Source organism: Halomicrobium sp. HArcht1-1, assembly GCF_058933285.1.
Genome location: NZ_JBZYDL010000001.1, coordinates 432,638 through 457,627, shown reverse-complemented (window position 1 = coordinate 457,627; position 24,990 = coordinate 432,638). Strand labels below are relative to the sequence as shown.

Genomic DNA, 24,990 nt, shown 5'->3' with positions numbered 1-24,990 from the left:
TCAGTCGTCGGCCGGAGCCGTTCCCGTCTCGTCCAAGTCCTCGCCGCCGACGGAGGAGCGAAGCTGGTCCATCCCGTCGTCGCGGTCGATGCCGAAGTTGTCGGCGTACAGGTCCTGGACGCGCTCGTACTCCGCGTCGGACAGCGCCGGGGTGGCCGGCGCGCCAGCCCACTCGTCGATGTCGGCGGCGGTCCGGAACGTCGGCGTGACGCTCGCGACTTCGTCGTGGTACAGCAGCCACTGGAGGGCGGCCTGGGCCATCGTTCGCTGGCCGTCGGCGTGGTCCGGCGCTTCGAGGAACCGGACGCTGTCGACCTTCTCCCAGCCGGTCTCGTACCACTCGGTCGGGCGGTGAGAGCGGTGGTCGCCCTCGCCGAGTTCGGTGTCGGGCGTGACCTGCTCGTTGAGCAGTCCCGAGGAGTGGGGCACGCGGGCGATGACGGAGGTGTCGGCGTCCAGTTCCCGGATGGTGTCGAGGAAGTGCTGGCCCGGCACCTGCTCGAACATGTTGAAGACCGTCTGGAGGGCGTCGAACTCCTCGTGCACGGCGGCGTCGCCGTCGGCCAGCCAGCCGATCGAGGGGCCCAGCGCCCAGCCGATCGCCTCGACTTTGCCCTCCTCTCGGAGTTCGTCGAGCGTCGCCAGCACGTCCGCGTCGACCTCGTCGGCGTTGGCGTTGTGCAACATGAGCACGTCGACGTAGTCCATGTCGAGTCGCTCCAGAGAGTTGTCCAGTGCCTCGCGGATCCACTCGCCGTCGATCCGTTTGGGGAGTTCGCCGTGGCCGGCCTGTGGGTTGTTGTAGAAGTCGTAGCCGACCTTCGTCGAGACCGTCACGTCCTCGCGGTGCTGGGACAGCGCCTCGCCGATCAGTTCCTCACTCGCCCCGTGGCCGTACACGTCGCCGGTGTCGAAGTAAGTGACGCCCTGGTCGATGGCGTGCTGGACCATCTCGATGGCCTGGTCGCGGCTGCGGTCGCCCCACCAGTCGGTGCCGACGACCCAGGCCCCGAAACCGATCTCCGAAACTTCGACGCCCGACGTTCCGAGTTCCCGCTCGTTCATGTTCCGACGTTACGGATGCGCGTACTTAGCCCTCTTGGTCCCGGCACACCCGAGGACACCGGCGCTGCTCGGGTCTCATACTGCCGACGGTACGTCTGTCACGAATGTTGCGACCCCGTGGTCGCGAATCTCGTGAAACAGTGACAGCCGGCAGTATCACTCGGGCCGGGGCGGATCGCGCAGATCGGGGTCGGCGATGTCGGTCCGGAAACGCACCGGGCCGTCAACTCGGCGGACCCACCACCAGGTGAGCGCGATCCCGACCGCGAGCCCGAGATAGAAGACCAGACCGCCCTCCGGGCCGAACGTGCCGCCGGTCACCAGCGTCGGGCCGGTCTGACGGACCGAGAGGACGGTCCCCGGCATCGCGAGTCCGCTGACGGGAAAGCCATACAGCGAGGACAGCGAGAAGTTCCACGTGATGTGGATCCCGATCGGGATGCCCAGATCGTCGGTGACGACGTAGGTCGCGGCGAAAAACAGGCCGACGACGGTGATGTTGAGCGTCGAGAACAGCGTCGTGCTGGGGTTTGTCAGGTGCAACAGGCCGAAGACGGCGCTGGTCAGGGCTGCCGCGGCCGCGATCGCGCCCCGCTTGCCGATCGGTCCGACACCGCTCAGCCCCTCGGCGACGTTGTGCAGCAGGTAGCCACGCGTCAGCACCTCCTCGAAGACGCCGACGCCGACGAAAAAGAGGAGCGTGACGGGAACGGCGACCAGCGCCGGCAGGGCGACGCCGAGCTGGTTCGGTTGTCTCGCGACGAGCACGCCGTCGACGGCGATCAGCCCCAGGCTCAACTCGACGAGGAAGATCGTCGTCGTCATCGCGACCCCGACGAGGAGTCCGAACCCGAGGTTGCGCCACCAGCCGTCGCCGCCCAGTCCCAGTCCCGCGAGGGTCCGCCCGCCGAGCCACCACGAGAGCCCGATCAGCGTGCCCGTCCCGGCACCGTAGGACAACAGCGCCCCCGCCAGGACGGCCCCGCCCGCGAGCACTGGCACCGTGAGCGGTGCGGCCTGTAACGCCCGCTGACCGACGCCCGCGACCGCCAGCACGAACAGGAGCACCGGTAGTCCGACGAGCAATCGCCACCCCGCTCGCAGGCGTCGTTCCTGCGGGTTCACGAGCACGCGGCGTACGTCCATGATGAGATCCGATCGCGCCATTGGCCGACGGTGCGGGCGGCGAGGGCAAAGTAGCTCCCCTTCTCGGAACCCCACATTTGTAGGGCCCAATCGCCACGTTACGGCTACGTCGCCGGGTTACTCGGCGGTAACGGCGACGCAACGGAAACCCATATCAGCGGGCATCGCCATCCTCGCAGTATGACGAAGCGCCACGTCTCGCTGCCGCCGCTGGCCGAGGAGGGCCTGCGCGCGTTCATCTCCGAGGTCGACGAGCGCCTCGCGAGCGACGAGGACACCTGCGACGTCGTCGAGGACGTGCTCATCGACCTCCACGGCGACCGGGAGGCCTACGAGCGATGGCAGTCAGGCGAGGACGTGTCGCCAGCCGAGCGGGTCCGTCTCCAGGGGTACGACCCCTGTAACGCGACCCTGGAGAGCGAGTACTACGCGGAGAAAGACGAGGACGCGTTCACCGAGTCGAAGTACCTCCAGTGGCTCTGGCGGCAGTTCGACGCGACGCCGATGGCCGACAACGTCGAGTTCGCGCTACGCTTTCGCCGGATGATCGCTGAGCACCTCTTCGAGGAAGTCGGCGACGGCTGTCGATTTTTCAAGGGGATCACGTTCACCTACGGCCACAACATCACCGTCGGTGACAACGTCGTGATCCACGACGACGTACACCTGGACGACCGCGGAAAGTTGACGATCGGTGACCGCGTCTCCATCTCCGACGACGCCCACGTCTACACCCACGACCACGATTCGGTCGACCAAACCCACGTCGACAACTACCACACGATCGTCGAAGACGACGCTCGGGTCACCTACGACTCGATGGTCCGGGCCGGCGTCCGACTGGGCGAGAACTCGATTCTCGCGGCCAAGTCGTCGGTCAGTCGCGACGTGCCCGCCCACCACATCGCGGCCGGCACCCCCGCGGAGAGCGTCGCCATCAAGGACGGCTGGGAGTCCGTCGCCGACTCGCTCGACGGTGCCAACGTCGATCGGCGCGACCAGCGCAAACTCGACACGACGGTCCCCGACGACGTCACGCAGTTCGACGAGTTCGGTCGCGATCTGTCCCCGCCCGATCGGTGAGGAATCCGTTCGACGGGATCCGTCGAAATATCACTCCCGAGAACCCGGCGAAACAGCCAAGTTCCTCGGTACCGAATCACACGGTATGGACGTGGTGTTCTGGCTCGTCGCGTACGTCCTCGGGTTCGGGCTGGTGCAGTTGCTGCTCTACCGGTACTTCCAGCGTGACGATCCCGCGCCCGACACGACGCCGAGCCGAGTGGACACCGCCGCCCCGGCGTCTGTCGACCCCGCTGCCGGCGGCGGTCGCTGTCGCGAGTGTGGCACGCACAACGAGGACGACTCGGCGTTCGTCTACTGCCGGCAGTGTGGGGCCCGTCTCCAGTGACCGACGAGGTCGGCCACCGTCGCTCCGGCCGACGTGACCGTCGACGCCCGCGCCTTCGTTCGGTTCACGTCTGTGAGTTATCAGGCGTGAAAACGGAGCGAAAACACCTATTACGTGATTCGCTGTGACTAGCGGTATGCGACTCGAGAGTGGTGTGCCGGGATTCGACGAACTCGTGGAAGGTGGGTTGCTGGAGAACCGGCTCTACGTGATCAGCGGTCCGCCCGGGAGCGGCAAGACGACGTTCAGCGCACAGTTCATCACACAGGGAGCCAAGCGGGGCGAGGACTGCCTCTACGTGACGATGCACGAGACCAAAGAAGAGTTGATGCAGGACATGGCCGGCTACGACTTCGGCTTCGACCGGGCGATGCAGTCCGACGCGATCCAGTTTCTCAACCTCGTCACCGAGAGCGGCAAGCGGACGATCACCCAGTTCGGTTCCGAGGGCGGACTGACGAGCCGCCTCGTCGCCTTCATCGAGCAGAACAACGTCGAACGGGTCGTCGTCGACTCGACGATGTTGCTCCAGCACTTTCTGACGGACGTCTCCGAGGAGATCACTGGCTTTCTCTCGGCGCTGAAACAGACCGACGCGACCGTCTTGCTCATCTCCGAGATGACCGACCCCACGTCGTACTCCGACGAGCACTACCTCGCTCACGGCGTCGTCTTCTTCCACAACTTCCTCGACGGCGGGAGCATGACCCGCGGGCTCCAGGTCATCAAGATGCGAGGCACCGCCATCGACTGTGACATCCGCCGGATCAGCTTCTCCGACACCGGTCTCCGGGTCCACCCGAGCGAGAAAGTGGAATCATGAGCCTGTACCACGCCGAGTACGACGAGTGGGACGCCCTCGACAAGGACGAGGCCACCGAGCGGGCCTACGCGATCGGCGTCGCAGAGCGACTCGGCGAGTACAACCGCGAGGAACTGGAGGCCATCTACGACGAGATGGGGACCAACTACAACCGGAGCATGGTCGAACTCGCCTACCGAGAGGGCCGCCAGGAGGCCCGTGCGGCCGCCGAGTCGACGGACGCCGACGGCGACGCGGTCTGGGCCGACCTCGTCAAGGGCGAGACGATCCTCGTCGACCCCGACGAGCGCCCGACCGGCGGTCGCGACGGGCTCCCCTCGGCGCTCGATCCGACCGAACTCCTCGATCGGCAAGACGTCGACAGCACCGAGGCGCTCGATCTGCCGGACTTTCTCGATCGCTGACGCTCTTAGGAGCGCCGGACCGAACGGTTGGTGTCTTTCTGTGGGAGATACACCACGAGGTAGGCGACGAAGAACACGCCCGTGACACTGCCGAGCACGAGGTAGATCCGTACGTCCAGCGCGAGCAGCAGGGCCGCGATCTCGTCGGCGGTCGCGAGCGGATCGGCGAGCCCGTAGACGTGGACGTACGCGGCCAGCGACACCCCGACGACGAGTAGCAGGTCGAAGACGTCCCGTTCGTCCATCACCCGCATTCGGTGAGGCAGGTAGTTAGCTCTTGTTGCCGAGCTGGTCGGCCACGATCTCGTCGGCGGCGTCGACGAAAGCCTGCTCTTTGCCCGCCGGGACGGTCGCACCGGCCGCGATGTCGTGGCCGCCGCCGTCGCCGCCGACCGAACGGGCCGCCTCGCGCATCACCGCAGAGAGGTCCAGGCCGCGACCTACGAGCGGGCCGGTGCCGCGCGAGGAGACTTTCGTCTCGTCGTCGTCCTTGCTGGCGAACGCGAGGATCGGCTTGTCGGCGTCCACGTCGGCCGTCCCAAGCGCCATGCCGGCGACGATACCGACGATCGTCTCGCGGATCGCCGAGCCCGCGTCGAACCACTGGACGTTGTCCTCGTGGGTCACGCCCCGCTCCTGGATCAGCGTCAGTCCCTCCGAGAGATTCCGCCGGTGGTTCGAGAGCAGCGTCTGGGCGCGGTCGAGCGCGGCCTCGCGGTCGCCACGACACACCGCCAGGCCCACGTCGGCACGCTCGTAGCGGGCGGTCGCGTTCAGCAGCGTCGAGAACTCGCTGGCGTCGCGCAGCTCCGTCCCCGTCGGCTCCTCGGTCAGCGTGTACGTCGTCCCGATCAGCGTCTGGATGTCGTCGGCGGGCACGCCCCGCTCGACGGCCCGCTGGACCAGCGCGCTGGCGACGGTCTGGCGTTCGTCGTCGGTGAGGTCCGCCCACGTGCGCCACTCGCCGGACCGCTTCAGGTCGAGCCCGAGCGATTCGAGAAACCGGATCGCGCCGGCCTCGTCGTTGGAGATGCCGGGGATCGGGACCTCCGTGGCGTACTCCAGTAGCTTCGGCAGCGGCCGGGTCTGCTTGCCGTACAGCGTCAGATCGGTCCCCTCTTCGAGGACGCCGGCCGCGACGCCCTCCTCGACGATGCCGGTGTTCGCGCCGACGAGTTCGCCGTCGACGGCCTGCATGTCGCCGACAGCGCCGACGACGGCCAGACCGGCCAGATCCCGGTTCCCGTCGGGTGGCTCGGTCTCGCCGACCTCGGCCAGCGCCCGCGCGAGGACGTAGCTCGCGCCCGCACCCGACAGCTCCGAGGCCCCGTCGAGGCCGACGAGCAGCGGGTTCAGGTGAAACTCCGTCTCGGCAGCGCGGGACTCCGTCCCACTGGCAGACGGGCTTTGCCGGTCGACGACGGCCGGCTGGTGGTGGTCGGCGATCACGGGCTCGAAGTCGCCCGCTCGCTCGTGCTCGCTGATCACGTCGAGTTGCCCGCTGCCGAAGTCGGTAAAGAGGACGGTGTCGTACTCGCGGGCGGCGATCGAGGCGATTTCGGTCTCGTCGAGTTGCTTCTTGAACACGACCTCGAAGGGGATCCCCGCCCGCTCCAGTGCCAGCGAGGCGACGGCGGCACTGGTCAGGCCGTCGGCGTCGATGTGTGACGCCAATAGTACGCGGTCCGCGCGACAGAGGCGCTGGGCGCACGCGGTCGCAGCGTCGTCGAGGTTGGGAACTGGTCCCATCGGCGCGAGGTTGGTCCCTGATCGGGTTTAAATCTCCGGTCCACTCCTCGCAAGAGACGACAGCGAGACGACCGCCGACCGTGGCGTGGGAGCCCCCTGGCCGTCGTCTGGCACGAGTGTCGCGTACTCGGAGCCGCGAACGGTTCCCGACGAGCGGCGAAAGAGTGGAGACACTGGCCGACGAAGGAGGCGTATGGGTTTCGGAAAGCACCTCGTCAACGGAATCGTCTCACTGGTCGTCAGCGTCGGCGTCACGGTCGCATTGGCCGACGACGACGACGGACCGTGGGGACTGGGCGACATGGCGCTGGCAGTCGCCATCTCGTCGTTCCTCTCGGGCTTTTTCACCAGCTACTTCGCCGAGTAGTCGCGAGTGCGCGAGACGGTCGCGACGGGCCGTCTCGCGTCGGCTGTCTGTCCGTGACGAATAGTTGTAGCGGTGCCGGCCGACAGGTTAGTCGTCGGCCGGGGCCGTCTCCTCGGAGTGGGTGCCGAGGGTCGGCTGTCCGACGACGTCCTGGTTCGCAGCGACCCAGCGCAACAGCAGGAAGGCGAAGAGGTACTTCGCGCCGATGTCCAGCGCGGAGTACCCCCACGACGTGAGCCCGACCGACTGGACCAGCGCCAGCCCTTCGATACCGACGGCCCAGATGATCGGGTAGCCGAGCCACAGGACCACCGTCAGCGCCCGCAGCGTTCCGAAGATCTCGTCGGTGCCCGCCGCCGTCGCGCTCTGTGGCCACTCGACCAGGATGGCGTACAGCACGACGAGGAAGAAGGCACAGCTGACGAGGTAGAACGCCCACCGGAGCCCGTACGAGGACGTGATCAGCGCCGCGGCCAGCCCGGTCACGCACATACCGATGTCGGCCGCGATCACGACGAACAGGTCACCGATGTCGACGTCCGCCAGGAGCCCCAGCGCCAGCAGGATCATCGGCGTCGACAGCGCCCACGTGAGGTATCTGCCCCACTGGCTCATGACCTCCTCGCCGGCCAGTGCGTGTCCCGCCGGCATCTCGATGAAGCCGACGGTGAGCCCGGAGAGCAGGCCGAGGTAACTGGAGATCGACACCAGCGGGATCAGCAGCGTCGCCCCCCAGATGAGCTTCGCCCGCGGGGCCTCGACGTTGCGTCCCATGTACACGAACAGCAGGATCGCCAGTCCGGCGAGGGCGACGTTCGCCCACAGCGACGAACTCAACAGTACGTCGTTCTCGATCGCCGTGACCGCCTCCGACTGTGTGGCCTGCAAGAGGGTGGTGGTTGCTGGCATGTGTGTATCAGTGTCGTCCGGCTGACTTAAGTAGGCGATACCAAACCGGCAGTATCGGGCGCGTATTTTTCCCGTTCGAGGATCGGAGCTACCCGTCGATGGCGACGAGGTAGTCCTCGTGTCTCCGGGAAGGGCAGCACACAGCGGACGGAGCCGTCGGCGACAACGCGGTGACGGACCACCACAAGACGTTTGCCGCTGGTAGCCGGGTTGTGTTTAGTTAAGCGTGGAAAGTGGGGCGGACGGATTTCTTGGTGTCCACGCCAGAAATCAGCCGCTTCAGCGGTGGTAAAGGCTAGATCGATTTGGGTTTTGTGGGGCGCGATGACACCTGAACCGGCGACGGCGCTGGGTATTCAATTGCACTGAGCAGGATCTCCACTATCGAATACCGTCGATCTGCTCGTCGCCCCGGGAGTCCAACGGAGTCGGAAAGTCATCTATGACTGGGTTCAGAAGGCCGATCGACAGCCAGATTCTGGTCGGTCTCCGAATCAGGTCGCGCTGGCCGAAACAGTGATTCGGATCAACAACCAGCAATTCTGGCTGTACGCCGCTGGCGATCCCGCAGCGAATGAACTGCTTCACGTCCGCCTCTTTGCGACGACGACCACCGTTCTCACCGATATCTTTCTCCGTGAACTGCAGCAAAAACACGACATCGAAGCTGCCATCTTCCTCGTCGACGAGGCTCAACACCTCCAAACCCCACTCCAACGATCAGGACCCCGATTTCCAGAGATCTCGTCACGAAAATCGGAACGCTGACGAACGAATCTTCCGAGAACTGAAGCGACGTATCTCGTCCTTTTCGAACTGCTTCAGCCACTTAAACCAGAAACAGCCGAAAATTGGATCCGGGCCTTCGTCAACTGGCACAATGCTCCAAACTAAACACTACCGCGCTCGTTCTCCAAACGTCTTGATCGTCCGTTTCTAACGTTTCTCTGCGCAGGTCTGCGAGTTCCATGATCAGTTCTCGCTACGGCCTGCTCGTCCCTCAATCCCTCAACTAGACAGTGCCAAAAAGCTCATTCAACTGTGAAATTACATGAAAAACATGAGCAAGACTGAATCCAGATCGTTCGGCGGAGGGTCAATTAAACCGCCGCTTCAGGTTGGTCTCCTTTTGGGACTGGCCCTTGGGATCATCCGCCGAGCATTTCTTTTCGATCTCAAAACGATTGGGATAGCTGCGGTTATCTTTGGTGTGATTCTCTATCAATTCGGGGACGATGACCAGTTTGCCGTTAGTCAAGCAATGATATTCACTGGAGGTTTTGGAATAATGTCACATAATCTACTTATTCTTATTTTGAGCTAAACGAACTCGGTGCGGAGGGGTGGGACGTGGCCGCTCCGATCACCGACAAGACGGGCGAGACGGCGTGTTCGGACACCTCCGCCTCCTCGGCGCACGACTCGTGTGTCGGCGTCGTCGGCTCCTCGCACCCGTACGCAGAGAGGTGGCATATGATGTGGACGACAACGGTTTCATTCAGCCCCCTCAGATTGGAACAGCTACCCAGTGGGTATGAGGAGTGAGCGTGAGCGTGAGCGAGGCGAGGATCCCCGACTAAGAAAAAGTGGAGTGAAGTGGTCAATCCATCATTGGAAGGCCGCTACATTATAAAGCACGTTTATAATACATGTATTTATTTGGATTGAGCACATCTGTTATAATAGTGAATCTTCCGGTGGTCCTCCTCGGGCTTGGGTTATCCATGGCTGGAGGTTACAGCGTCGTACATCCGCAGAAACTGGTTGATTTCGGGGCAGGCCACTCATTTGCAGATTCTGAATTATCTGACCGAGGAAGATTTGTACAGCAAGGCAAAGGGATAATAGTCATTTTACTCGGTATGATGACCGTCTTTACTGGCTTTCTCATCTAATTCGGTCGCTGTTGCTCATTATGACCAGACCACCCGCAACCGGTTGATTCAGCGACTGCTGGGCGCAATATCAACAAACGTCAAGTCTCACTACTGGGACGACGATGGACAGGCCGTCATAGTCGCTGACACTCCCTGAGAGGGCATATTGGGATCTCCAGACATCATATGGACCTCGTTAGAATCTCGCCGTGAACGAGAGCGCTCGGAGCATCATTCACGAGTCAAATGGGGACCGAACACCACGTGGTCATGGTCATCATGAGCACAAGGCCATCCCGGTGTAGTTGCCGCCGCGCCACCGCTCGGCGTCGGGATCGCCCTCACCGGGTGCCTCACCGACGACGACCAGATCGGCGTCCAGCGGGCCGTTGCCCCACGAGATGCACTCCCGGCTCTCGATCAGCGCCGGACAGCGCCGGCAGTCGGACGCGAGTGCGTGGCGGTCCTCGTCGTCGGGGAACGCGGTCACACGACGAGCCAGGGGCCTGGGTGCCAAAGCGGTGGCGGACCGACCACAAGAGGTTTGCCGCTGGTGGCCCCGCTGGTCGGTGTATGCCCTCCTACGAGTACCGAACGATCGAGGTGAACAGCGAGGTGATGATCGCGGGCCTGGGCGGCGACGTCAGCCCGCCGATGGAAGAGCTGAACGAACTCGGTGCGGAGGGGTGGGACGTTGCCGCCCCGATCACCGACAAGACCGGCGAGACAGTCAGTCTCCTGCTCCAGCGCGAGGTGTAGCGGGTCGGCCGGGCGTCTCGGCGTGTCCCGCCAAAGGAGTCACACACAACCGATTGTCCTTTAGTCCCGGCGTCGCAGTACTCGGGTATGGAACGCTTCGCCCCCGTCGACGACCAGTACGACCCCGCCGCGGTCGAGGAGCGGGTCTTCGAGTACTGGGACGACGTCGACGCCTACGAGAAGACAGTGGAGCACCGGGCCGACGGCGAGGACTTCTTCTTCGTCGACGGACCGCCCTACACCTCGGGCTCGGCCCACATGGGCCACGCCTGGAACAAGAGCCTCAAGGACGTGTACATCCGCTACAAGCGGATGTGTGGCTACGACGTGACCGACCGGCCGGGCTACGACATGCACGGCCTGCCCATCGAGACCAAAGTCGAGGAGGAGAAAGACTTCCGGAACAAGAAGGACATCGAGGCGTTCGGCGTCGAGAACTTCGTCGACGCCTGCCGGGAGTTCGCCGAGAACAGCCTCGAAGGCCTGCAAGAGGACTTCAAGTCGTTCGGCGTCTGGATGGACTGGGACGATCCATACCGGACAGTCGAACCCGAGTACATGGAAGCCGCCTGGTGGGGCTTCGCCAGCGCCCACGAGCGCGATCTCGTCGAGCAGGGCCAGCGCTCGATCACCCAGTGTCCCCGCTGTGAGACCGCCATCGCCAACAACGAGGTCGAGTACGAGGACGTGGAGGACCCGTCGATCTACGTGAAGTTCGACCTCGCCGACCGGGAGGGAAACCTGGTCGTCTGGACGACGACGCCGTGGACGATCCCGGCCAACACCTTCGTCGCGGTCGACGGCGAGGGGAGCTACGTCGGCGTCGAGGCGACACAGAACGGCGAGACCGAACTGCTGTACGTCGCCGAGCCGAAAGTCGACGAGGTGCTCCGGGCGGGTCGGTACGACGACTACGAGATCGTCGAGGAGCTGAGCGGCGAGGACCTGCTCGGCTGGGAGTACGACCACCCGCTTCGCGAGGAAGTGCCCGACGCACCCGACGGCGAGGGTGCGGGACAGGTGTACGAAGCCCCGTACGTCGACACCGAGGGCGAGGGGACCGGGCTGGTCCACTCCGCACCTGGCCACGGCGAGGAGGACTTCGAGCGCGGGCGCGAACTCGGGCTGGAGATCTTCTGTCCGGTCGGTCCCGACGGCGTCTACGACGAGGCTGCCGGCAGGTACGAAGGTCAGTTCGTCAAAGACGCCGACGAGCAGATCATCGACGACCTCGAAGCCCGCGATCGGATGCTGGCCGCCGAGACGACGACACACAGCTACGGCCACTGCTGGCGCTGTGACACGGGCATCGTCCAGATCGTCACCGACCAGTGGTTCATCACGATCACGGACATCAAAGACGACCTGCTGGACAACATCGACGACTCGGAGTGGTACCCCCACGAGGCCCGCGAGAACCGGTTCCGGAACTTCGTCGAGGAGGCCCCCGACTGGAACGTCTCCCGCCAGCGCTACTGGGGGACGCCCGTCCCGATCTGGCTGCCCAGCGAGGACGCCGACGGCGAGCCCGTCGAGTGGAGCGGCGACATGGACGACGCCATCGTCGTCGGCGACCGCGAGCAGCTGGCCGAGCGCGTCGACCAGGAGATCGACCCCGAGACCGTCGACCTCCACAAGGACACCGTCGACGACCTGACGATCACCGAGGAGGGAATCACCTACGAGCGGGTGCCGGACGTGTTCGACGTGTGGCTCGACTCCGCCGTCGCGACGTGGGGGACGATCGACTACCCCTCCGAGAGCGAGGCCTTCGACGAGCTGTGGCCCGCCGACCTCATCATCGAGGCCCACGACCAGACCCGCGGGTGGTTCTGGTCCCAGCTTGGGATGGGGACGGCGGCGGTCGGCGCGAGTCCCTACGAGCGCGTCGTGATGCACGGCCACGCGCTGATGCCCGACGGGCGCGCGATGAGCAAGTCCAAGGACATCCGCGTCGATCCCGGCGAGGTCATCGACGACTACGGCGCGGACCCGATGCGAGCATTCCTCCTGTCGCTCGCGGCCCGCGGAGAGGACATGAACTTCTCGTACGACGGGACCCAGGAGATGCAGCGACGGCTCAACATCCTCTGGAACGTCTTTCGCTTCCCGCTGCCGTACATGCGGATGGACGGGTTCGACCCGGAAGCGACGACCGTCGACGACGTGACGCTGGACCTGGCCGACGAGTGGGTGCTCTCGCGGCTCCAGACGGTCGAGGCCGAAGCGACGGAGGCGATGGAGGAGTTCCGGCAAGACGACGCCATCGAGGGCGTCCTCGAGTTCGTCGTCGAAGACGTGTCCCGCTACTACGTCCAGCTGGTCCGCGAGCGCATGTGGGAAGAGGACGACAGCGAGTCCAAGCGAGCCGCCTACGCGACGCTGTACCGCGTGCTCCGCGAGGTCGTCGCGCTGCTGGCACCGTTCACGCCGTTCGTCGCCGAGGAGATCTACGGCACGCTCACCGGCGAAACGGAACATCCGACGGTCCACATGTGCGACTGGCCGACGGCCGACGACGACCTGCGAGATCCCACCCTCGAAGACGAGGTCGCCGTCGCCCGCGCCGTCGAGGAGGCCGGCTCGAACGCCCGCCAACAGGCCGAACGCAAGCTCCGCTGGCCGGTCACGCGCGTCGTGATCGACACCGACAGCGACGACGTTACCGATGCCATCGAGGCCCACACCGACCTCGTCGCCGACCGGCTCAACGCCCGCACCGTCGAGATCGTCGGCGGCGGCGACGCCTGGGGCGAACTGGCCTACTCCGCGGAAGCCGACATGAGCGAACTCGGCCCGGCGTTCGGCGACGACGCCGGCCGCGTGATGAACGCACTCAACGAGGCCCGTGTCGACGAGGCCAGCCTCGAAACGCTGGAAGCGGCCGTCTCGGACGCGCTCGGCGAGTCGATCGAGCTCACCGACGAGATGGTGTCGTTCCGCCGCGAGACTCCGGAAGGCGTCGCGAGCACCGACTTCGAGGCACTGGGCGGCCACGGCGTCGTCTACGTCGACACCACGCTGACCGAGGACATCGAGAGCGAGGGGTACGCCCGCGAGGTCATCCGCCGCGTCCAGGAGATGCGCAAGGACCTGGAACTGGACCTCGAAGAGCGGATCCGGCTGGATCTGGCGGTGGCCGACGACCGCATCGACGACCTCGTCCGGGAACACGAGACGCTCATCGCCGAGGAGGTTCGTGCCGACGAGTTCGCGACCGTCGACGACGGCCACCGCAAGACCTGGGACGTCGAAGGCGTCGAGATGGAAATCGCGATCGAGGCAATCGCCGCGGCCGACGCGGGCGACTAGCACAGCACGCGACCACCGGGAGCGTGCTGCTTTTTCGCCCACGTTTTTGCGCGAGTGGTTCGGGAGCAGAGCGAGCGAACCCGAAGCGGAAAAAGGTGGATGCGAGATCGCGATCGAGGCAATCGCCGCGGCCGACGCGAGCGACTAGCACAGCACGCGACCGTCGGGAGTGTCCCACTCTCGTCGCGGCCTGCGAAGACGAGCGAGTCAGAGAGTTAGCGGCGGCCCAGAGGAGGGATCGGTCGGAACGTGGTGGAGGGGGGCGTCAGCGGTTGTGGGCGGCTATGGGGGCGTCGACCGATCGTCGGTCGCGATACGCAGGGAGTAGGCGATCAAGAGGAGTCCGCCAAACTGGAGGAGGCGGACGATCAGTCGGAACACGTTCTGGTAGCGGATCGGAGCGATGCGGAACATGAAGAGTCCCTGTCCAGCCACCGCCAGGACGTACGTCACGCCGAAGAGCAGGATCATCCCGATCGAGAGGTACCGCATGGAGGGGTCGTCGTTGCGTCGGAGCCCGCGATAGGCCTGGCCGCCGATGTAGAGGCCAACGAGGGCAGAGCCGGTCGCTGCCACCCCGGCAGCGAGGCCGACAATACCGAAGAGGTCGGTGAGCGCGCTGAAGAGGTCCATCTCAGAGTTTCCCCCACATACGCGAGAGCTCGTCGGCCGGATCGCTCTCTGCCCGGTCGATCGTCCAGTCCAGTTCGCCGTCGCGGATCGTCAGCTCGAACCGATCGAGCGTCGAGACGTACACCGTCTCGTGGTGGCTGTCGCGGCGCGGTCGCGTTCGCTCGATAAGCAGATCACAGTCACAGAGTTCGTCGACCCGTCGATAGATCGACGACACCGAGAGATCGCAGCGCTCGCCGAGTTCCTTGGCCGACAGCGGTTCCCCACTCGTCGCGACGAGGATCGACCGAACGTGCTCGTCGTCGAGCAAGGCGACGATATCGGCAACGTCTGGGTCCTCGTCCACAGGATCGTCTGACATACGTGGAACAAGTATTTTGTCCTCGGCTGTCCGAGGGCGTGCCGCTTGCGAGGGTGTGAGACGAGGCGCGATCGTGGCGCTCATCGGTCGGCCTCCAGTGGCAGCGTGAATAGCATTCGGAAGCTAACGTCGTCTTGCGGACCGTACACCACGCTGATTCCCTCTGCGGTGGGCTCGTCGCTCAGGTCGACGGTCGTCTCGTCACCGGCACTCACGGTGTGCTGGTCCGGCCAGAGCGGTTTCTTCTCGACCTCTCCCCTGTCCTCGGGCGTGTCGATGTCGTAGCAGATCAGATCCGAATCGGCCGACTCACCGGCCTCGTGACGAAGGGAGACGGTTCGAGTCGCGGCATCGAAGCGTCCACCCCACGTGATCTGAGGCAGGTCGTCCATCGGATCACGCTCGCGACCCGGCCGGGTCGGTACCCGAGCAGTGACCGTCGCGAAGTGGCCGTCGTCCTTGATGTCGATAGTTTTTGCCTCCTTCGTGAGTTCGTGTTGCTGCTGTTCGAGGGCACGCTGCATCTGATCTTCGGAGCCTGCGCTGGCGTTTTCGTACCATTCGATCAACAGCTGGTAGGCGACACCGTCGTCGATCCGAAACGCGTCGGCACCGAGTTCGGCAATGCCGGAGTTGAGTCCCGGATGGGAGCCGCCGATGTACAGCAGTCGGCTCGCGCCGACCGCGTCGGTGACCGCCGCGAACGCCTCACTCGCTTCGTGGTACTGGCGACTGTGGCCGTGTCCGGCGTCGATCGTCGCCTCGATGTCGGGGTCGTCGTGTCTGTACGCACTCGCCCACACGATGACACCGTCCCGCACCGCAGCCCGTCTGCGCACGTCCGAACGGGAGTACACGTCGTAGCCGCGATACGAGCCGTCCGGCTCGTAGCCGGTGTCCGCGAGCGTCGACGCCACGTCGTCGGCCGTGAAATCCGCCTCGATCACCGTGGCGAGGTTCGTAGTCGTGAGGCTGTCGTAGTTCTCGTAGCCGATCCCGAAGTGGTCCAGTTCCATCTTGAGGAACCCTCGTCTGGCGACGAACTCCTCTGGAACGGGGCCGTCGAATGGACCGGGTTCGGCGTAGGTGACGATCCAGCCCTCGTCGGTTTCGCTACCCCGATCTGCTGGGACCCAGCGACGGTACTTCGGTGGACCGGCGTCGGGAACATCGACGTTTCCGTACCGGAGCTTGCTGCTGAGCGGTGGTAAGTTGCCAGTGCAACCACTCAGAGCAGTAGACACACCGATCGCGACGGCCGTCGCGCCGCCGTTGAGAAACGAGCGACGTGTCGGCCGGGAGGCGTCATCTGGTGGAACCATTGTGGCATGTCCTCGATGACAGCCAGTCACCTTTATATCGGGTCGTCGACCGCGTACTGGCAAACATCGACGAAGGATTTATATACAGAATCGATCAGTCACTCGCCGAGACGGCCATCACGAAGTGTGTCATCAGCGACAACGAGATGCATGACGGGCAGACAGCGCCCCAGAATCACTCGGTACGTTGGGGCACGTAGCTGAACAGTCGCATTCCGGGGTCGTCTTTCGGCCCCCAGCGCACGTCGACGCCGTCGGCGTCTGGACGGTCGCTCATCTCGACGGTCGTCTCGTCGCCCGGTCCGACAGTGTCTCGATCCGGCCAGAGCGGCTGGTTCTCGATCCGGTTGACCGCGTCGACGGGCACGAGATCGTACCACAGGCGGTCTGCGTCGAGTTCGGGACCGAGCTCGTAGCGGAGCGTAACCGTACTGGTCTCCGCGTCGAAGGCCACGCCCCACGTGATCTGGGGCGGATCGTGGACGAAGTCGCGGGGCTCGTCCGGTTGCAGCGGAACGCGAGCGCCGGCCGTCGCCAGCCGGCCGTCGACGCCGATGTCGATGGTGTCGGCCGCCGCCATACCGGTGTAGTGCTCGTCTTCGATGGCGGTTTTCATCCGCTCGCCGGGCTGTTCGACCGTCTCCGGATACTGTTCGAGCAGGACGTGGTACGCAGCGTCCCCGTCGACCCGAAACGCGTCGGCACCGAGGGCAGCGACGGTCGGATTGAGACTCGGGTGGTCGCCGATCGACAGCAGTCGGCTGGCACCGACCGCGTCGGTGACCGCTTCGAATATGGGATCGACCTCGTGATACCGCTCCGTCTGTCCGTCTCCGGCGTCGATCGTCGCCTCCAGGTCCGGCGTCCTGTGGAGCGACGCGCTCGTCGAGACGACGACACCGTCCCGGACGGCCACTCGGCGCGAGATGTCCGAGCGAGCGTACAGATCGTAGTCGCGGTACGTGCCGTCGGGCTCGTAGCCACTGTCTGCGAGGGCGGACCGAACCGTGTCAGCCGAGAACGTCCCCTCTCGCACGGTGGCGAGGGTCGTACGCGTGAGGCTGTCGTAGTTCTCGTAGCCGATCCCGAGGTACTCCAGGTCCCGGCGCTGGACGGCCCGGCGAGAGACCAACTCCTCGGGGACCGGGCCGTCGAACGGTCCGGGTTCGACGTAGGTGAGGAACCAGTCTTCGTCCGTGTCGCTGTCCCACCCTGCAGGGAGCCAGCGGCGGTACTCCGGCGGGCCGGGGTCGGGGATGTCGACGCGGCCGTACTGGGGCTTGTCGCCGAGTGGCGGGAGACCGCTACAGCCACTGAGGCCGGTTGTCAGCCCGATCGCGACGGCCGTCGCGCCGCGGTGGAGCACCGAGCGACGCGTCGACCGGGAGGAGTCGTCTAGTGGAACCATCGTGGTACGTAATCGATGACAGCCGGTCACCTTTATACCGGGTCGTCGACCGCGCGCCGGCAAGCATGGTCGTGTTTAGTTAAGCGTGAAAAGTGAGGCGGGAGAATTTCTTGGTGCTCTATGCCAGAAATCACCCGCCTCAGTGGGAGTAGAGAGTGGATTGATTTGGATTTTATGGAGCGTGAGCGGACACCCGAACCGGCGATGGCGCTGGGTATTCAGTCCCATCTTGCGGGACTCTCGCTGTCGAATACCGTCGATTTGCTCGAAGCTTTGGGTGTCCAACGCAGTCGGAAGGCGATCCACGATTGGGTTCAGAAAGCCGATCTACAGCCAGAATCTGGCCGATCTCCGAATCAAGTTGCGGTGGATGAAACAGTGATTCGGATCAACGACGAGCAATTTTGGCTGTACGCCGCCGCAGATCCCGCCACAAACGATCTGCTTCACGTTCGTCTCTTTTCGACTACCACGACTGCCCTCACCGAAATCTTCCTGCGCGAACTCCGGCAGAAACACGATGTCGAAACTGCCGAATTTCTCGTTGATGGCGCTCAACACCTCCAAACTGCGCTACAACGTTCAGGACTGCGATTTCAAATATCTCGCCACGGAAATCGGAATACTGTCGAACGGATTTTCCGAGAACTGAAGCGCCGAACCTCGTCGTTTTCGAACTGCTTCAGTCACGTCGAACCGGAGACAGCCGAAAATTGGCTCCAAGCCTTCGCCAGCTGGCACAATGCTCCAAACTAAACACGACCGCAAGCATCGGCGAAGGATTTATACGCCGTCTGAGAAGCAGCCCGAACGTATCGGACGATCCGCCCTCACGCTCGAACCGTCACCGTCCGCTCTCGTGGCCCGTCACACTCCACGAGCAACACGGACTGCCAGGTCCCGAGCGAGAGGTCGCCGTCGTCGACCGGAACGGTCTCGCCCGGTCCGAGCAACAGCGTCCGCAGGTGGGCGTCGGCGTTGCCGTCGAGTCGATCGTGGTCCCACCCGTCGTCGGGCACGAGATCGGTCAGCATCGACTCGAAGTCACCGAGCAGACGAGACTCCGCCTCGTTGACGGCGACGCCGGCCGTCGTGTGTTGCACGAAGATCGTCGCGGTTCCGTTCGCGTCGGCGGGCAGCGCCGACTCGACTCGTTCGGTCACGTCGACGGCCTGACAGCGACGGTCCGTCTCGACTGTGAACGTCGGCATGTCCCAGACGTGGACGGCGGGGACCGTGAACCGGTCGGTATCTGCGAGCGATCGTCGCGAGCACCGACGGGCGAGTGGCGAACTTTGATTTGGTCGCCGGACGCACGGGAAGATATGAGTGAGGACTGCATCTTCTGTTCGATCGTCGAGGGCGACATCCCCGGCCGAATCGTCCACGAGACCGACGACGCCGTCGCGTTCCTCGACGCGAACCCGCTGGCTCGCGGCCACACGCTCGTGATCCCGAAAAACCATCACGAGCGCCTCGACGACGTGCCGGCCGCGGAAGCGACGGGCCTGTACAGCGCGCTTCACGAGGTCGTCCCGGCCGTCGAGGCCGCCGTCGACGCACCGGCCACGACAGTCGCCTTCAACAACGGCGAGGACGCCGGCCAGGAGGTCCCCCACGTCCACGCCCACGTCGTCCCCCGCTTCGAGGGCGACGGCGGCGGTCCGATCCACGCGATGTTCGGCTCCCGGCCCGACCTCTCGGACGAGGAACTCGACGAGATCGAAGCGGCGATCGAGCCGTAGCCGGAGTCCGGCCCTTTTTATCCTGTGGCGAGCGACCGAATATTACGATGGCAGACACGCTCGCGTTCGTCGGCGTCGCTGGCGGCGTCGGCACGACACGCACCGTCGTCGAGACCGCGGCGACGCTGGCGCGGGACGGCCACTCGGTCGCCGTCCTCGACGCCGCGCTCGGCACACAGGGACTGTCGACCTACGTCGAGGGACGACTGGACCCCGATCTCACGGCGGTTCTGGTCGAGGAGACCGGCTTCTCGGAAGCGGCCATTCCGGGGTGGCCCGAGCTGGACGGCGAGGTGGCACTGTACCCCGCTCACGCACCGTTCGAGCGACTCGCACGCGCCAAGACGGTCGACGCGGCACAGCGACTGGAGACGTGTATCGACCACGCCGCGGGACAGTACGATCACGTGTTGCTGGACGTGCCCCCGGTGGCCGACAACCAGGCCGTCGCAGCGGTCCGGGGGGCCGATCGGCGAGCGCTCGTCGCACCGGCGACGCGGCGGGGCAACGACCACCTCCCCCGGATGCGCGGCCGACTCGTCGACCTTGGATTCGACGCCGACGCGGTGGTCGGGACGTTCGCCGACGGCGAGACGGCGCTGTCGGCGGACTACGAGCTTCCCGCCGCCGAACGTGGCGTGACGGAGCCGACCGCGATCGATCCCGACACCGAGTTCGCACCCGCCGTCGCGACCATGACCGAAGCGCTCTGTCGCTGTTCGCTCGATCTCGACTTCCCGGAGGAGGGGCTGCTGAGCTGACACCGCTGGCTCGCCCGCCGTGTCGAATCGCGACCGGCAATCGGACGGCGGTGACAACCACAGCTTCGTACGGGTGACTGTCTGTCCCGGATCGACCACACGAGAGTGTCCATTCAGCCGGGAAAACGACGACAACGATCCGCCTCAGAGCAGATCCGACGGCTGTTCGACGGCGTCGCCAAGCGACGCCTGTCGGTCGGTCCCCTGCCCGTCTGTCAGCGCGCCTTCGAGCGCTTCGCGTGCGTCGGCGATCGGTTCGTGCGTGGCGACGTACGTCGCCAGCGCGAACTCGCGTTCGCTCGCGCCGGTGAGTGCGACCGCCTCGCTGCGGGCGAGATCCCCCGAGAGCCAGTCGTCGAGCACGTCGCGCTGGCGCGGGCTGAGCGGACAGACGTGTTCGCCACACAGGTGGAGCGTCTTGGCTGCCGTAAGCGGTGTGAGTCCCGCCGCCCGCCCGGCGTCACCGACGCTCTCGCCCGCGGCGTAGGCCTCGACCAGCGTCGCCGCCCGCTCGGGATCACAGGGGAGCCGAGTCGCGACGCCGTCGAGGCGTTCCGCGAGCGTCCCCTCCGTTCGATCGACCGACGCCACGCCGTGCTGGCGCTGGGTGGCAGTCACTTCGATGCCGGCCGCGATCTCGGAGAGACCCATTACCATCACATCATCCCTCTCGTAATTTAAACCCATTGAACGTCGAAAGCCGTCGCTGGTCGAGGGCGAGTTCGACCGGCTCTACGGGCGCATTACCTACCGGTTACCGGTCGGTAAAATTCGCTCGAAACCGCCGATCACCGTCCGAACGACCCGGTTTTAAATATTCCATCCGGACGAATCTCGAAATAGAATGAGCCAAACGGCACAGCGATGTCCGGAGTGTGACGGCGCGATCGACGCATCGACACGCGAAGCAGTGTGTACCCAGTGTGGCCTCGTCGTCGACGAGGACCAGCTCGACCGCGGCCCCGAGTGGCGGTCGTTCGAGGACGACGGAGAGCAGAAGGCACGCACCGGCGCACCGCTGACCCGCTCGCGCCACGACCGCGGGCTCTCGACGGAGATCGGACGGTCGACTCGTCTCAAGGGTCGCAAGCGCCGCCAGATGGCGCGCCTCCGTCGAGAGCACAGCCGCGCCCAGACCGGCTCGAAGCGCGACCGGAACCAGCGCATCGGTTTCATCGAGATCCGGCGGCTGGTGAGTCGGCTCGACCTCTCGTCGACGATTCGGGATCGGGCCTGTGTCCTCTTCGAGTCCGCACAGGAGGCCGATCTCCTGGTGGGACGGTCGATCGAAGGGTTCGCGGCCGCGGCGGTGTACGCGACCTGTCGCACGAGCGAGATCGCACGGACCGTCGAGGAGGTCGCCGCCGACGCTCAGGCCAGCACCGGCGAGTTACGGGTCGCCTACGACGCGATCAACCGCGAGCTGGGACTGCCGACGGGTCCGATCGATCCGCGCGAGTATCTCCCGCGGTTCGCAAGCGAGCTCGACGTTCCCCACGAGATCGAACGCCGAGCGACGGCACTGGCCGATCTGGCAGCAGAGCGCAATCTGATCGCTGGCAAGAACCCCGGTGGCGTCGCCGCCGCGTGTCTCTACACCGCCGCCCGAGAGGCGGACTACGAGCTGACGCAGGCCCGGGCGGCCGCCGTCGCAGACGTGAGTCCGGTGACGCTGCGGTCGACGTATCAGGCCCTCAAAGACTGAGAGGTGGCGGCAAACGGTACAGAACGGCGGCTACGGGCGGTGACCGCGACAGACCCGTTCGACGGCGTCGGCGAGCGATCGAAACGCCCGGCAAGCGGGCGTTCCCGGCGACGCCCGACAGACCGGCTGACCCGCGGCCTGTGCGTCCGCGACGACTGCGTCGTCGGGCACCGTGCTCACCGGTGCGCCAAGCGTCGCCGCGACGGCGTCGGGGTTCGCGCCGTCGTCCGCGCGGTTGAGGGCGACGCGTGCCAGGCCGGCGTCGAGTTCTCGTGCGAGTTCACGAACCCGGACCGCGTCCGTAACGGCCGATTCTGACGGGGTGGTCACCAGCACACACGCGTCGGCGACGTACAGCGGGAGGCCAACGTCGGCTCGCAATCCCGCCGGGGAGTCGACGATCACGTCGCCGTAGGCGCGCTCGACGGCTTCGATCGCGGCGACGAGCGCCGTGGGATCGCCGGCACGAGCGCCGGCCAGACTGCGTCCACACGGTAGGATCGAGACCGGAGGCCCCTCTCTGACGGCCTCGACGGGATCCGCACGTCCGGCGAGTACGTCGTGCAGATCCGGCCCGTGGTCGGCGGGCAGATCTGCCATCCCGAGGTCGCCATCAATGACGACCGCGTCGAGGTGGGCGGCGAGGTTGTACGCGACCGTCGACTTCCCGACGCCACCCTTGCCGCCCGTCACGGCCAGAATCATGCCAGCCGCTCCAGCGACGACAGCGGCGGATCGGTCGCCTCGATCCGATCTGCGAGCCTGCGTGCGCGGTCTGCGACCGCCAGGAGCCGGCGTCGGTCGGCGGCACACCCTCGGGCGGACCGCCGGCCGGCAGCGAGTCCCCCCGTCGACTGGAGGGCCGTCGTCGCCTCGGGGACCGTCTCGACGGCGTCCAGTCGTTCGAGCGTCGTCACCCGCTCCTCGACGCCGTCGAGCCAGTCGGTCACCGGATCTGTCGAACCCGCTCGTCGGTCCGGCACTGTCTGGGCTGTCGACTCGTCGCGTACACGGTGCTCGGGAGAGGGGCTGTGGTCGGGATCGTCCGGCGTCTCCTCGGCCGCGGTGGCCGTGTCACAGTCGGGACGCGGGTCGGCTCGAACGGCTGCCGGTTCGGGCACCCCATCACGGGGCGGTGACGGATCGCCGAGTCGCTGGAGGACCGTCGTCGCGTCCTCGCCAGCGGCGTCACCCGTGTCCGGGACGACCTCGCGTTCCTCGACCACGACCGGCTGTTGGGCCGGTGGTGCCGGCGTCGCGTACCCCAGCGCGAGCCGTCCGTCGGCCGGCACGACGCCCTCGTATCCCGACTCGTCCCAGCCGCGCTCGGGTTCGCCCTCGCAGCGAGGCGGCCAGACCGGCCCGTCGAGTCGCTGTTCGACGCGGACCCGACGGGCGAGCCCGTCGCTGGTCAGCGAGACCGTCACGAGCGTCACACCGTCGATCGCCGTCGCACTCGCATCCACCGAAACCATACGGTCGGTGGCCCCGTCACGCGATTTAAACGTCCGGGCCGCAGGCGACGACGGGGCCCTCCACCCAGGCGGCCGCGGCGGCCGGCGTCGGGAACTGCTCCGTCGCGAGCACGACCGGCGCTCGCTGGGTCCCGACACGGAGAATCGCCAGAGCGGCGGTCGTCGGATCACAGTCGAACGGGTCGGCACCGGGATCGAGCGCGAACACGGCCCGTTCGTAGGGGTCGCGGACGCGCTCGACCAGCCACGAGCGCGCGTCGCGTTCGCGGTTGGCGATCCGGTCGTCGAGGCGGAGGCGACGCTGGCGTCGGTCTCGCTGTTCGCGTGTCGCCTGCCGGGTCTGTGCGGCCGCGAGACGGGTCGTCTGTGCCTCGGACAGCCGTGTGGCAGCCTCACGCAGTGCCGCCCGCTCGTCGCTGGCGTCTATATCGTGCGCTCGCAGTGCCGAGATCCGACCGCGGAGTTCGGCGACGCGCTCTTCGAGGGCCGCCGGATCCTCTTCGGGTGGTGTCGCGTGCTGTGGCACGCGCTCGTCCACGTCGATCGCGTCGCGTTCGGCCCGCAGTCGCTCGATCTCGTCGTCCTGCGGTGGCGTGAGGCCGCGAGTCCTGGCAGCGACGGCGAGTGCCGGCCGGACCCGGAGTCCCATCTCCGGATGGACGTGTCCCACGCGGTCGAAGAGCGGCCCCGCTGGGGGACAGTGGACGCGACAGGCGGCGTCGTCGCCGCGGACGGCGTCGACGACCTGGTGGCCGGAGACGCCGGTCGACCGGAGGTCCGCGACGCTGCCACACCACGTTCGGTCTGCCGTCCGGACGATCACAGGTCTCGCTCCCGGAGCGCCGACGGCCCGGGGTGGTCGGTCCCGGCGGAAAACTGGCGATAGGGAACCGACGGCTGGTCGCGGTCTTCGTAGGCCCCGGCAGCCTCGCGAACGTCGGCGGGGACGTCCGCCGGAACGAACGGTTCGACGCGCTCGATCTGTACGTCCCGTCCGTGCTTCTCGCGGAGCCGACACGCCTGAAACGCCCCGAAGGCCGTCCCTGCGAGCAGTGCCGCGCGACCGAACTGCCGGACGGTCGTCTCCTCGTGGGCCCGCGTGACGTTGCGCAGCGACGACCGTGCCGACCGCGAGTACGTGATCACGAGGAACATACGCCCACGATCTTCGCTTTCAGTGTTTAAATTTACGAACTAAAGGCCGTTTCGAACGCGGACCGGTGGCGTGCTGTCGAGGTCGACGCGAGCGTCGCACAGCGACGTGATCGAGGCGACCGTCTGTGCGTCGTGGGCCGCCGGATCGAGGTGAAAGTGGGCCCGGGCGTCCGCGAGGTAGCACTGTCGGGTCACCGTGTGCAGGAACTCGTAGGCCGTTTCGACCGCGACGTGGCCGAGCAGTTCGGTCAGCGAGTCGAAACACACCGTCAGCTCGCCGTCGGTCTCCGCGATGAACTGGCTGAGTTTGATCCCCAGCGCCGCGAGGTCACTGGGCGTCGAGATCACCTCGACGGTGACGTCGTCGTCTCGCTCACCCGTCGGCGTCGTGCCGACCGCGAGGACGGCACGGTCGGCGTCCGCCGCGACCCTGTCGTCGAGACACTCCGACGGCGACTGTCCGAAAGAGACCCACAGCACCGTCCGGCCCGCAGCACCGCCGTCGGCCAGCAGTCGCCCACAGAGTTCGTCGGTCCGCGCACACGACCCACAGAGCAGGAGCGTCGTCACACCGTCCAACCGGTCGATCACGGACTGCATTAC

At 65.9% G+C, this 24,990-nt stretch carries 28 protein-coding genes and 2 pseudogenes; 13 read left to right on the top strand and 17 right to left on the bottom strand.

All coding sequences use genetic code 11. From position 1 onward, the window contains the following. Together AC5FRZ_RS02460 and AC5FRZ_RS02455 are read right to left on the bottom strand one after the other, a co-directional pair. Window positions 1–1,065, bottom strand: a complete 1,065-nt coding sequence (locus AC5FRZ_RS02460; RefSeq protein WP_493563763.1) for an aldo/keto reductase — start codon at window positions 1,063–1,065, stop codon at window positions 1–3. A 156-nt stretch (window positions 1,066–1,221) separates the two neighbouring features. Further along, entirely contained in the window at window positions 1,222–2,232 is a 1,011-nt protein-coding gene (locus AC5FRZ_RS02455; RefSeq protein WP_493563762.1) for a CPBP family intramembrane glutamic endopeptidase, read from the bottom strand. A gap of 159 nt (window positions 2,233–2,391) precedes the next feature. Between AC5FRZ_RS02455 and AC5FRZ_RS02450 the strand changes: the two genes are divergently transcribed. The 4 genes from AC5FRZ_RS02450 to AC5FRZ_RS02435 all read left to right on the top strand — a co-directional run bounded on the left by AC5FRZ_RS02450 (window position 2,392) and on the right by AC5FRZ_RS02435 (window position 4,849). Next, complete coding sequence (locus AC5FRZ_RS02450) at window positions 2,392–3,294, top strand: acyltransferase (RefSeq protein WP_372479794.1); 903 nt, start codon at window positions 2,392–2,394, stop codon at window positions 3,292–3,294. An 85-nt stretch (window positions 3,295–3,379) separates the two neighbouring features. Beyond that, complete coding sequence (locus tag AC5FRZ_RS02445) at window positions 3,380–3,622, top strand: DUF7577 domain-containing protein (protein WP_372479795.1); 243 nt, start codon at window positions 3,380–3,382, stop codon at window positions 3,620–3,622. Window positions 3,623–3,758: 136 nt separating this feature from the next. Beyond that, a complete protein-coding gene (locus AC5FRZ_RS02440; protein ID WP_372479796.1) occupies window positions 3,759–4,445 on the top strand; it encodes an RAD55 family ATPase in 687 nt (228 codons plus the stop codon). Further along, window positions 4,442–4,849, top strand: coding sequence for a DUF8057 family protein (locus AC5FRZ_RS02435; protein ID WP_372479797.1), 408 nt, complete (start codon window positions 4,442–4,444; stop codon window positions 4,847–4,849). Before AC5FRZ_RS02440 ends, AC5FRZ_RS02435 begins: the two co-directional genes overlap by 4 nt. Before the next feature lie 5 nt (window positions 4,850–4,854). On the opposite strand, the gene AC5FRZ_RS02430 is transcribed toward AC5FRZ_RS02435, so the two are convergent. After that, a complete protein-coding gene (locus tag AC5FRZ_RS02430; RefSeq protein ID WP_153552145.1) occupies window positions 4,855–5,094 on the bottom strand; it encodes a hypothetical protein in 240 nt (79 codons plus the stop codon). A 25-nt stretch (window positions 5,095–5,119) separates the two neighbouring features. Continuing rightward, a complete protein-coding gene (recJ, locus tag AC5FRZ_RS02425; protein WP_493563761.1) occupies window positions 5,120–6,598 on the bottom strand; it encodes a RecJ family nuclease in 1,479 nt (492 codons plus the stop codon). 193 nt (window positions 6,599–6,791) lie between these two features. Here recJ and AC5FRZ_RS02420 point away from each other — a divergent pair, with 193 nt between their 5' ends. Next, window positions 6,792–6,965, top strand: coding sequence for a hypothetical protein (locus AC5FRZ_RS02420; RefSeq protein ID WP_170093264.1), 174 nt, complete (start codon window positions 6,792–6,794; stop codon window positions 6,963–6,965). An 87-nt stretch (window positions 6,966–7,052) separates the two neighbouring features. On the opposite strand, the gene AC5FRZ_RS02415 is transcribed toward AC5FRZ_RS02420, so the two are convergent. Continuing rightward, the gene (locus AC5FRZ_RS02415; protein ID WP_493563760.1) at window positions 7,053–7,874 is read right to left on the bottom strand and encodes a bacteriorhodopsin; all 822 of its coding nucleotides are present in this window, start codon (window positions 7,872–7,874) and stop codon (window positions 7,053–7,055) included. Between the two features lie 299 nt (window positions 7,875–8,173). Here AC5FRZ_RS02415 and AC5FRZ_RS02410 point away from each other — a divergent pair. Together AC5FRZ_RS02410 and AC5FRZ_RS02405 are read left to right on the top strand one after the other, a co-directional pair. Then, window positions 8,174–8,768: pseudogene (locus tag AC5FRZ_RS02410) on the top strand (IS6 family transposase). Between the two features lie 166 nt (window positions 8,769–8,934). Next, window positions 8,935–9,198, top strand: coding sequence for a hypothetical protein (locus AC5FRZ_RS02405; RefSeq protein WP_170093262.1), 264 nt, complete (start codon window positions 8,935–8,937; stop codon window positions 9,196–9,198). Between the two features lie 833 nt (window positions 9,199–10,031). On the opposite strand, the pseudogene AC5FRZ_RS02400 reads toward AC5FRZ_RS02405, so the two are convergent. Beyond that, window positions 10,032–10,241: pseudogene (locus tag AC5FRZ_RS02400) on the bottom strand (uracil-DNA glycosylase); the annotation flags it as partial. Between the two features lie 83 nt (window positions 10,242–10,324). Here AC5FRZ_RS02400 and AC5FRZ_RS02395 point away from each other — a divergent pair. Together AC5FRZ_RS02395 and ileS are read left to right on the top strand one after the other, a co-directional pair. Further along, window positions 10,325–10,510 (top strand): DUF4177 domain-containing protein, encoded by a 186-nt coding sequence (locus tag AC5FRZ_RS02395; RefSeq protein WP_170093261.1) that lies wholly within the window; start codon window positions 10,325–10,327, stop codon window positions 10,508–10,510. 87 nt (window positions 10,511–10,597) lie between these two features. Continuing rightward, window positions 10,598–13,822 (top strand): isoleucine--tRNA ligase, encoded by a 3,225-nt coding sequence (gene ileS / locus AC5FRZ_RS02390; protein ID WP_493563759.1) that lies wholly within the window; start codon window positions 10,598–10,600, stop codon window positions 13,820–13,822. Window positions 13,823–14,104: 282 nt separating this feature from the next. Here the strand turns inward: ileS and AC5FRZ_RS02385 are convergent, their stop codons facing one another. The 4 genes from AC5FRZ_RS02385 to AC5FRZ_RS02370 all read right to left on the bottom strand — a co-directional run bounded on the left by AC5FRZ_RS02385 (window position 14,105) and on the right by AC5FRZ_RS02370 (window position 17,546). Further along, window positions 14,105–14,455 (bottom strand): DUF7521 family protein, encoded by a 351-nt coding sequence (locus AC5FRZ_RS02385; protein WP_004061491.1) that lies wholly within the window; start codon window positions 14,453–14,455, stop codon window positions 14,105–14,107. Between the two features lies 1 nt (window position 14,456). Continuing rightward, window positions 14,457–14,816 carry a helix-turn-helix domain-containing protein gene (locus AC5FRZ_RS02380; protein WP_493563758.1) on the bottom strand — a complete coding sequence of 120 codons (360 nt, stop codon included), beginning with the start codon at window positions 14,814–14,816 and terminating at the stop codon, window positions 14,457–14,459. Window positions 14,817–14,896: 80 nt separating this feature from the next. Beyond that, window positions 14,897–16,138, bottom strand: a complete 1,242-nt coding sequence (locus AC5FRZ_RS02375; RefSeq protein WP_493563757.1) for a hypothetical protein — start codon at window positions 16,136–16,138, stop codon at window positions 14,897–14,899. Between the two features lie 175 nt (window positions 16,139–16,313). Further along, entirely contained in the window at window positions 16,314–17,546 is a 1,233-nt protein-coding gene (locus AC5FRZ_RS02370) for a hypothetical protein (protein ID WP_493563756.1), read from the bottom strand. Window positions 17,547–17,666: 120 nt separating this feature from the next. Between AC5FRZ_RS02370 and AC5FRZ_RS02365 the strand changes: the two genes are divergently transcribed. Further along, the gene (locus AC5FRZ_RS02365; RefSeq protein WP_493563755.1) at window positions 17,667–18,302 is read left to right on the top strand and encodes an IS6 family transposase; all 636 of its coding nucleotides are present in this window, start codon (window positions 17,667–17,669) and stop codon (window positions 18,300–18,302) included. Between the two features lie 74 nt (window positions 18,303–18,376). Here the strand turns inward: AC5FRZ_RS02365 and AC5FRZ_RS02360 are convergent, their stop codons facing one another. After that, window positions 18,377–18,757 (bottom strand): secondary thiamine-phosphate synthase enzyme YjbQ, encoded by a 381-nt coding sequence (locus AC5FRZ_RS02360; protein WP_372479804.1) that lies wholly within the window; start codon window positions 18,755–18,757, stop codon window positions 18,377–18,379. A gap of 114 nt (window positions 18,758–18,871) precedes the next feature. On the opposite strand from AC5FRZ_RS02360, the gene AC5FRZ_RS02355 reads away from it, so the two are divergent. Continuing rightward, the gene (locus AC5FRZ_RS02355; protein ID WP_153552151.1) at window positions 18,872–19,291 is read left to right on the top strand and encodes an HIT family protein; all 420 of its coding nucleotides are present in this window, start codon (window positions 18,872–18,874) and stop codon (window positions 19,289–19,291) included. Between the two features lie 47 nt (window positions 19,292–19,338). Next, the gene (locus AC5FRZ_RS02350) at window positions 19,339–20,052 is read left to right on the top strand and encodes a ParA family protein (RefSeq protein WP_170093257.1); all 714 of its coding nucleotides are present in this window, start codon (window positions 19,339–19,341) and stop codon (window positions 20,050–20,052) included. 144 nt (window positions 20,053–20,196) lie between these two features. Here AC5FRZ_RS02350 and AC5FRZ_RS02345 read toward each other — a convergent pair whose 3' ends face one another. Next, entirely contained in the window at window positions 20,197–20,703 is a 507-nt protein-coding gene (locus tag AC5FRZ_RS02345; RefSeq protein ID WP_170093256.1) for a DUF7858 family protein, read from the bottom strand. Between the two features lie 193 nt (window positions 20,704–20,896). Here AC5FRZ_RS02345 and AC5FRZ_RS02340 point away from each other — a divergent pair, with 193 nt between their 5' ends. Then, on the top strand, window positions 20,897–21,757 hold the full coding sequence (locus tag AC5FRZ_RS02340) for a transcription initiation factor IIB (protein WP_493563754.1): 861 nt from the start codon (window positions 20,897–20,899) through the stop codon (window positions 21,755–21,757). Between the two features lie 30 nt (window positions 21,758–21,787). Here the strand turns inward: AC5FRZ_RS02340 and AC5FRZ_RS02335 are convergent, their stop codons facing one another. The 5 genes from AC5FRZ_RS02335 to AC5FRZ_RS02315 are packed head-to-tail and all read right to left on the bottom strand — an operon-like array spanning window position 21,788 to window position 24,987. Continuing rightward, a complete protein-coding gene (locus tag AC5FRZ_RS02335; RefSeq protein WP_493563753.1) occupies window positions 21,788–22,462 on the bottom strand; it encodes a MinD/ParA family ATP-binding protein in 675 nt (224 codons plus the stop codon). Continuing rightward, on the bottom strand, window positions 22,459–23,232 hold the full coding sequence (locus AC5FRZ_RS02330) for a DUF7857 domain-containing protein (RefSeq protein WP_493563752.1): 774 nt from the start codon (window positions 23,230–23,232) through the stop codon (window positions 22,459–22,461). Before AC5FRZ_RS02330 ends, AC5FRZ_RS02335 begins: the two co-directional genes overlap by 4 nt. Window positions 23,233–23,257: 25 nt before the next feature. Continuing rightward, the gene (locus AC5FRZ_RS02325) at window positions 23,258–24,055 is read right to left on the bottom strand and encodes a DUF7856 family protein (RefSeq protein WP_493563751.1); all 798 of its coding nucleotides are present in this window, start codon (window positions 24,053–24,055) and stop codon (window positions 23,258–23,260) included. Further along, entirely contained in the window at window positions 24,052–24,387 is a 336-nt protein-coding gene (locus AC5FRZ_RS02320; RefSeq protein ID WP_153552158.1) for a DUF7855 family protein, read from the bottom strand. Before AC5FRZ_RS02320 ends, AC5FRZ_RS02325 begins: the two co-directional genes overlap by 4 nt. A 39-nt stretch (window positions 24,388–24,426) precedes the next feature. Continuing rightward, window positions 24,427–24,987, bottom strand: a complete 561-nt coding sequence (locus AC5FRZ_RS02315) for a DUF7504 family protein (protein WP_493563750.1) — start codon at window positions 24,985–24,987, stop codon at window positions 24,427–24,429. Window positions 24,988–24,990: the final 3 nt, after the last annotated feature.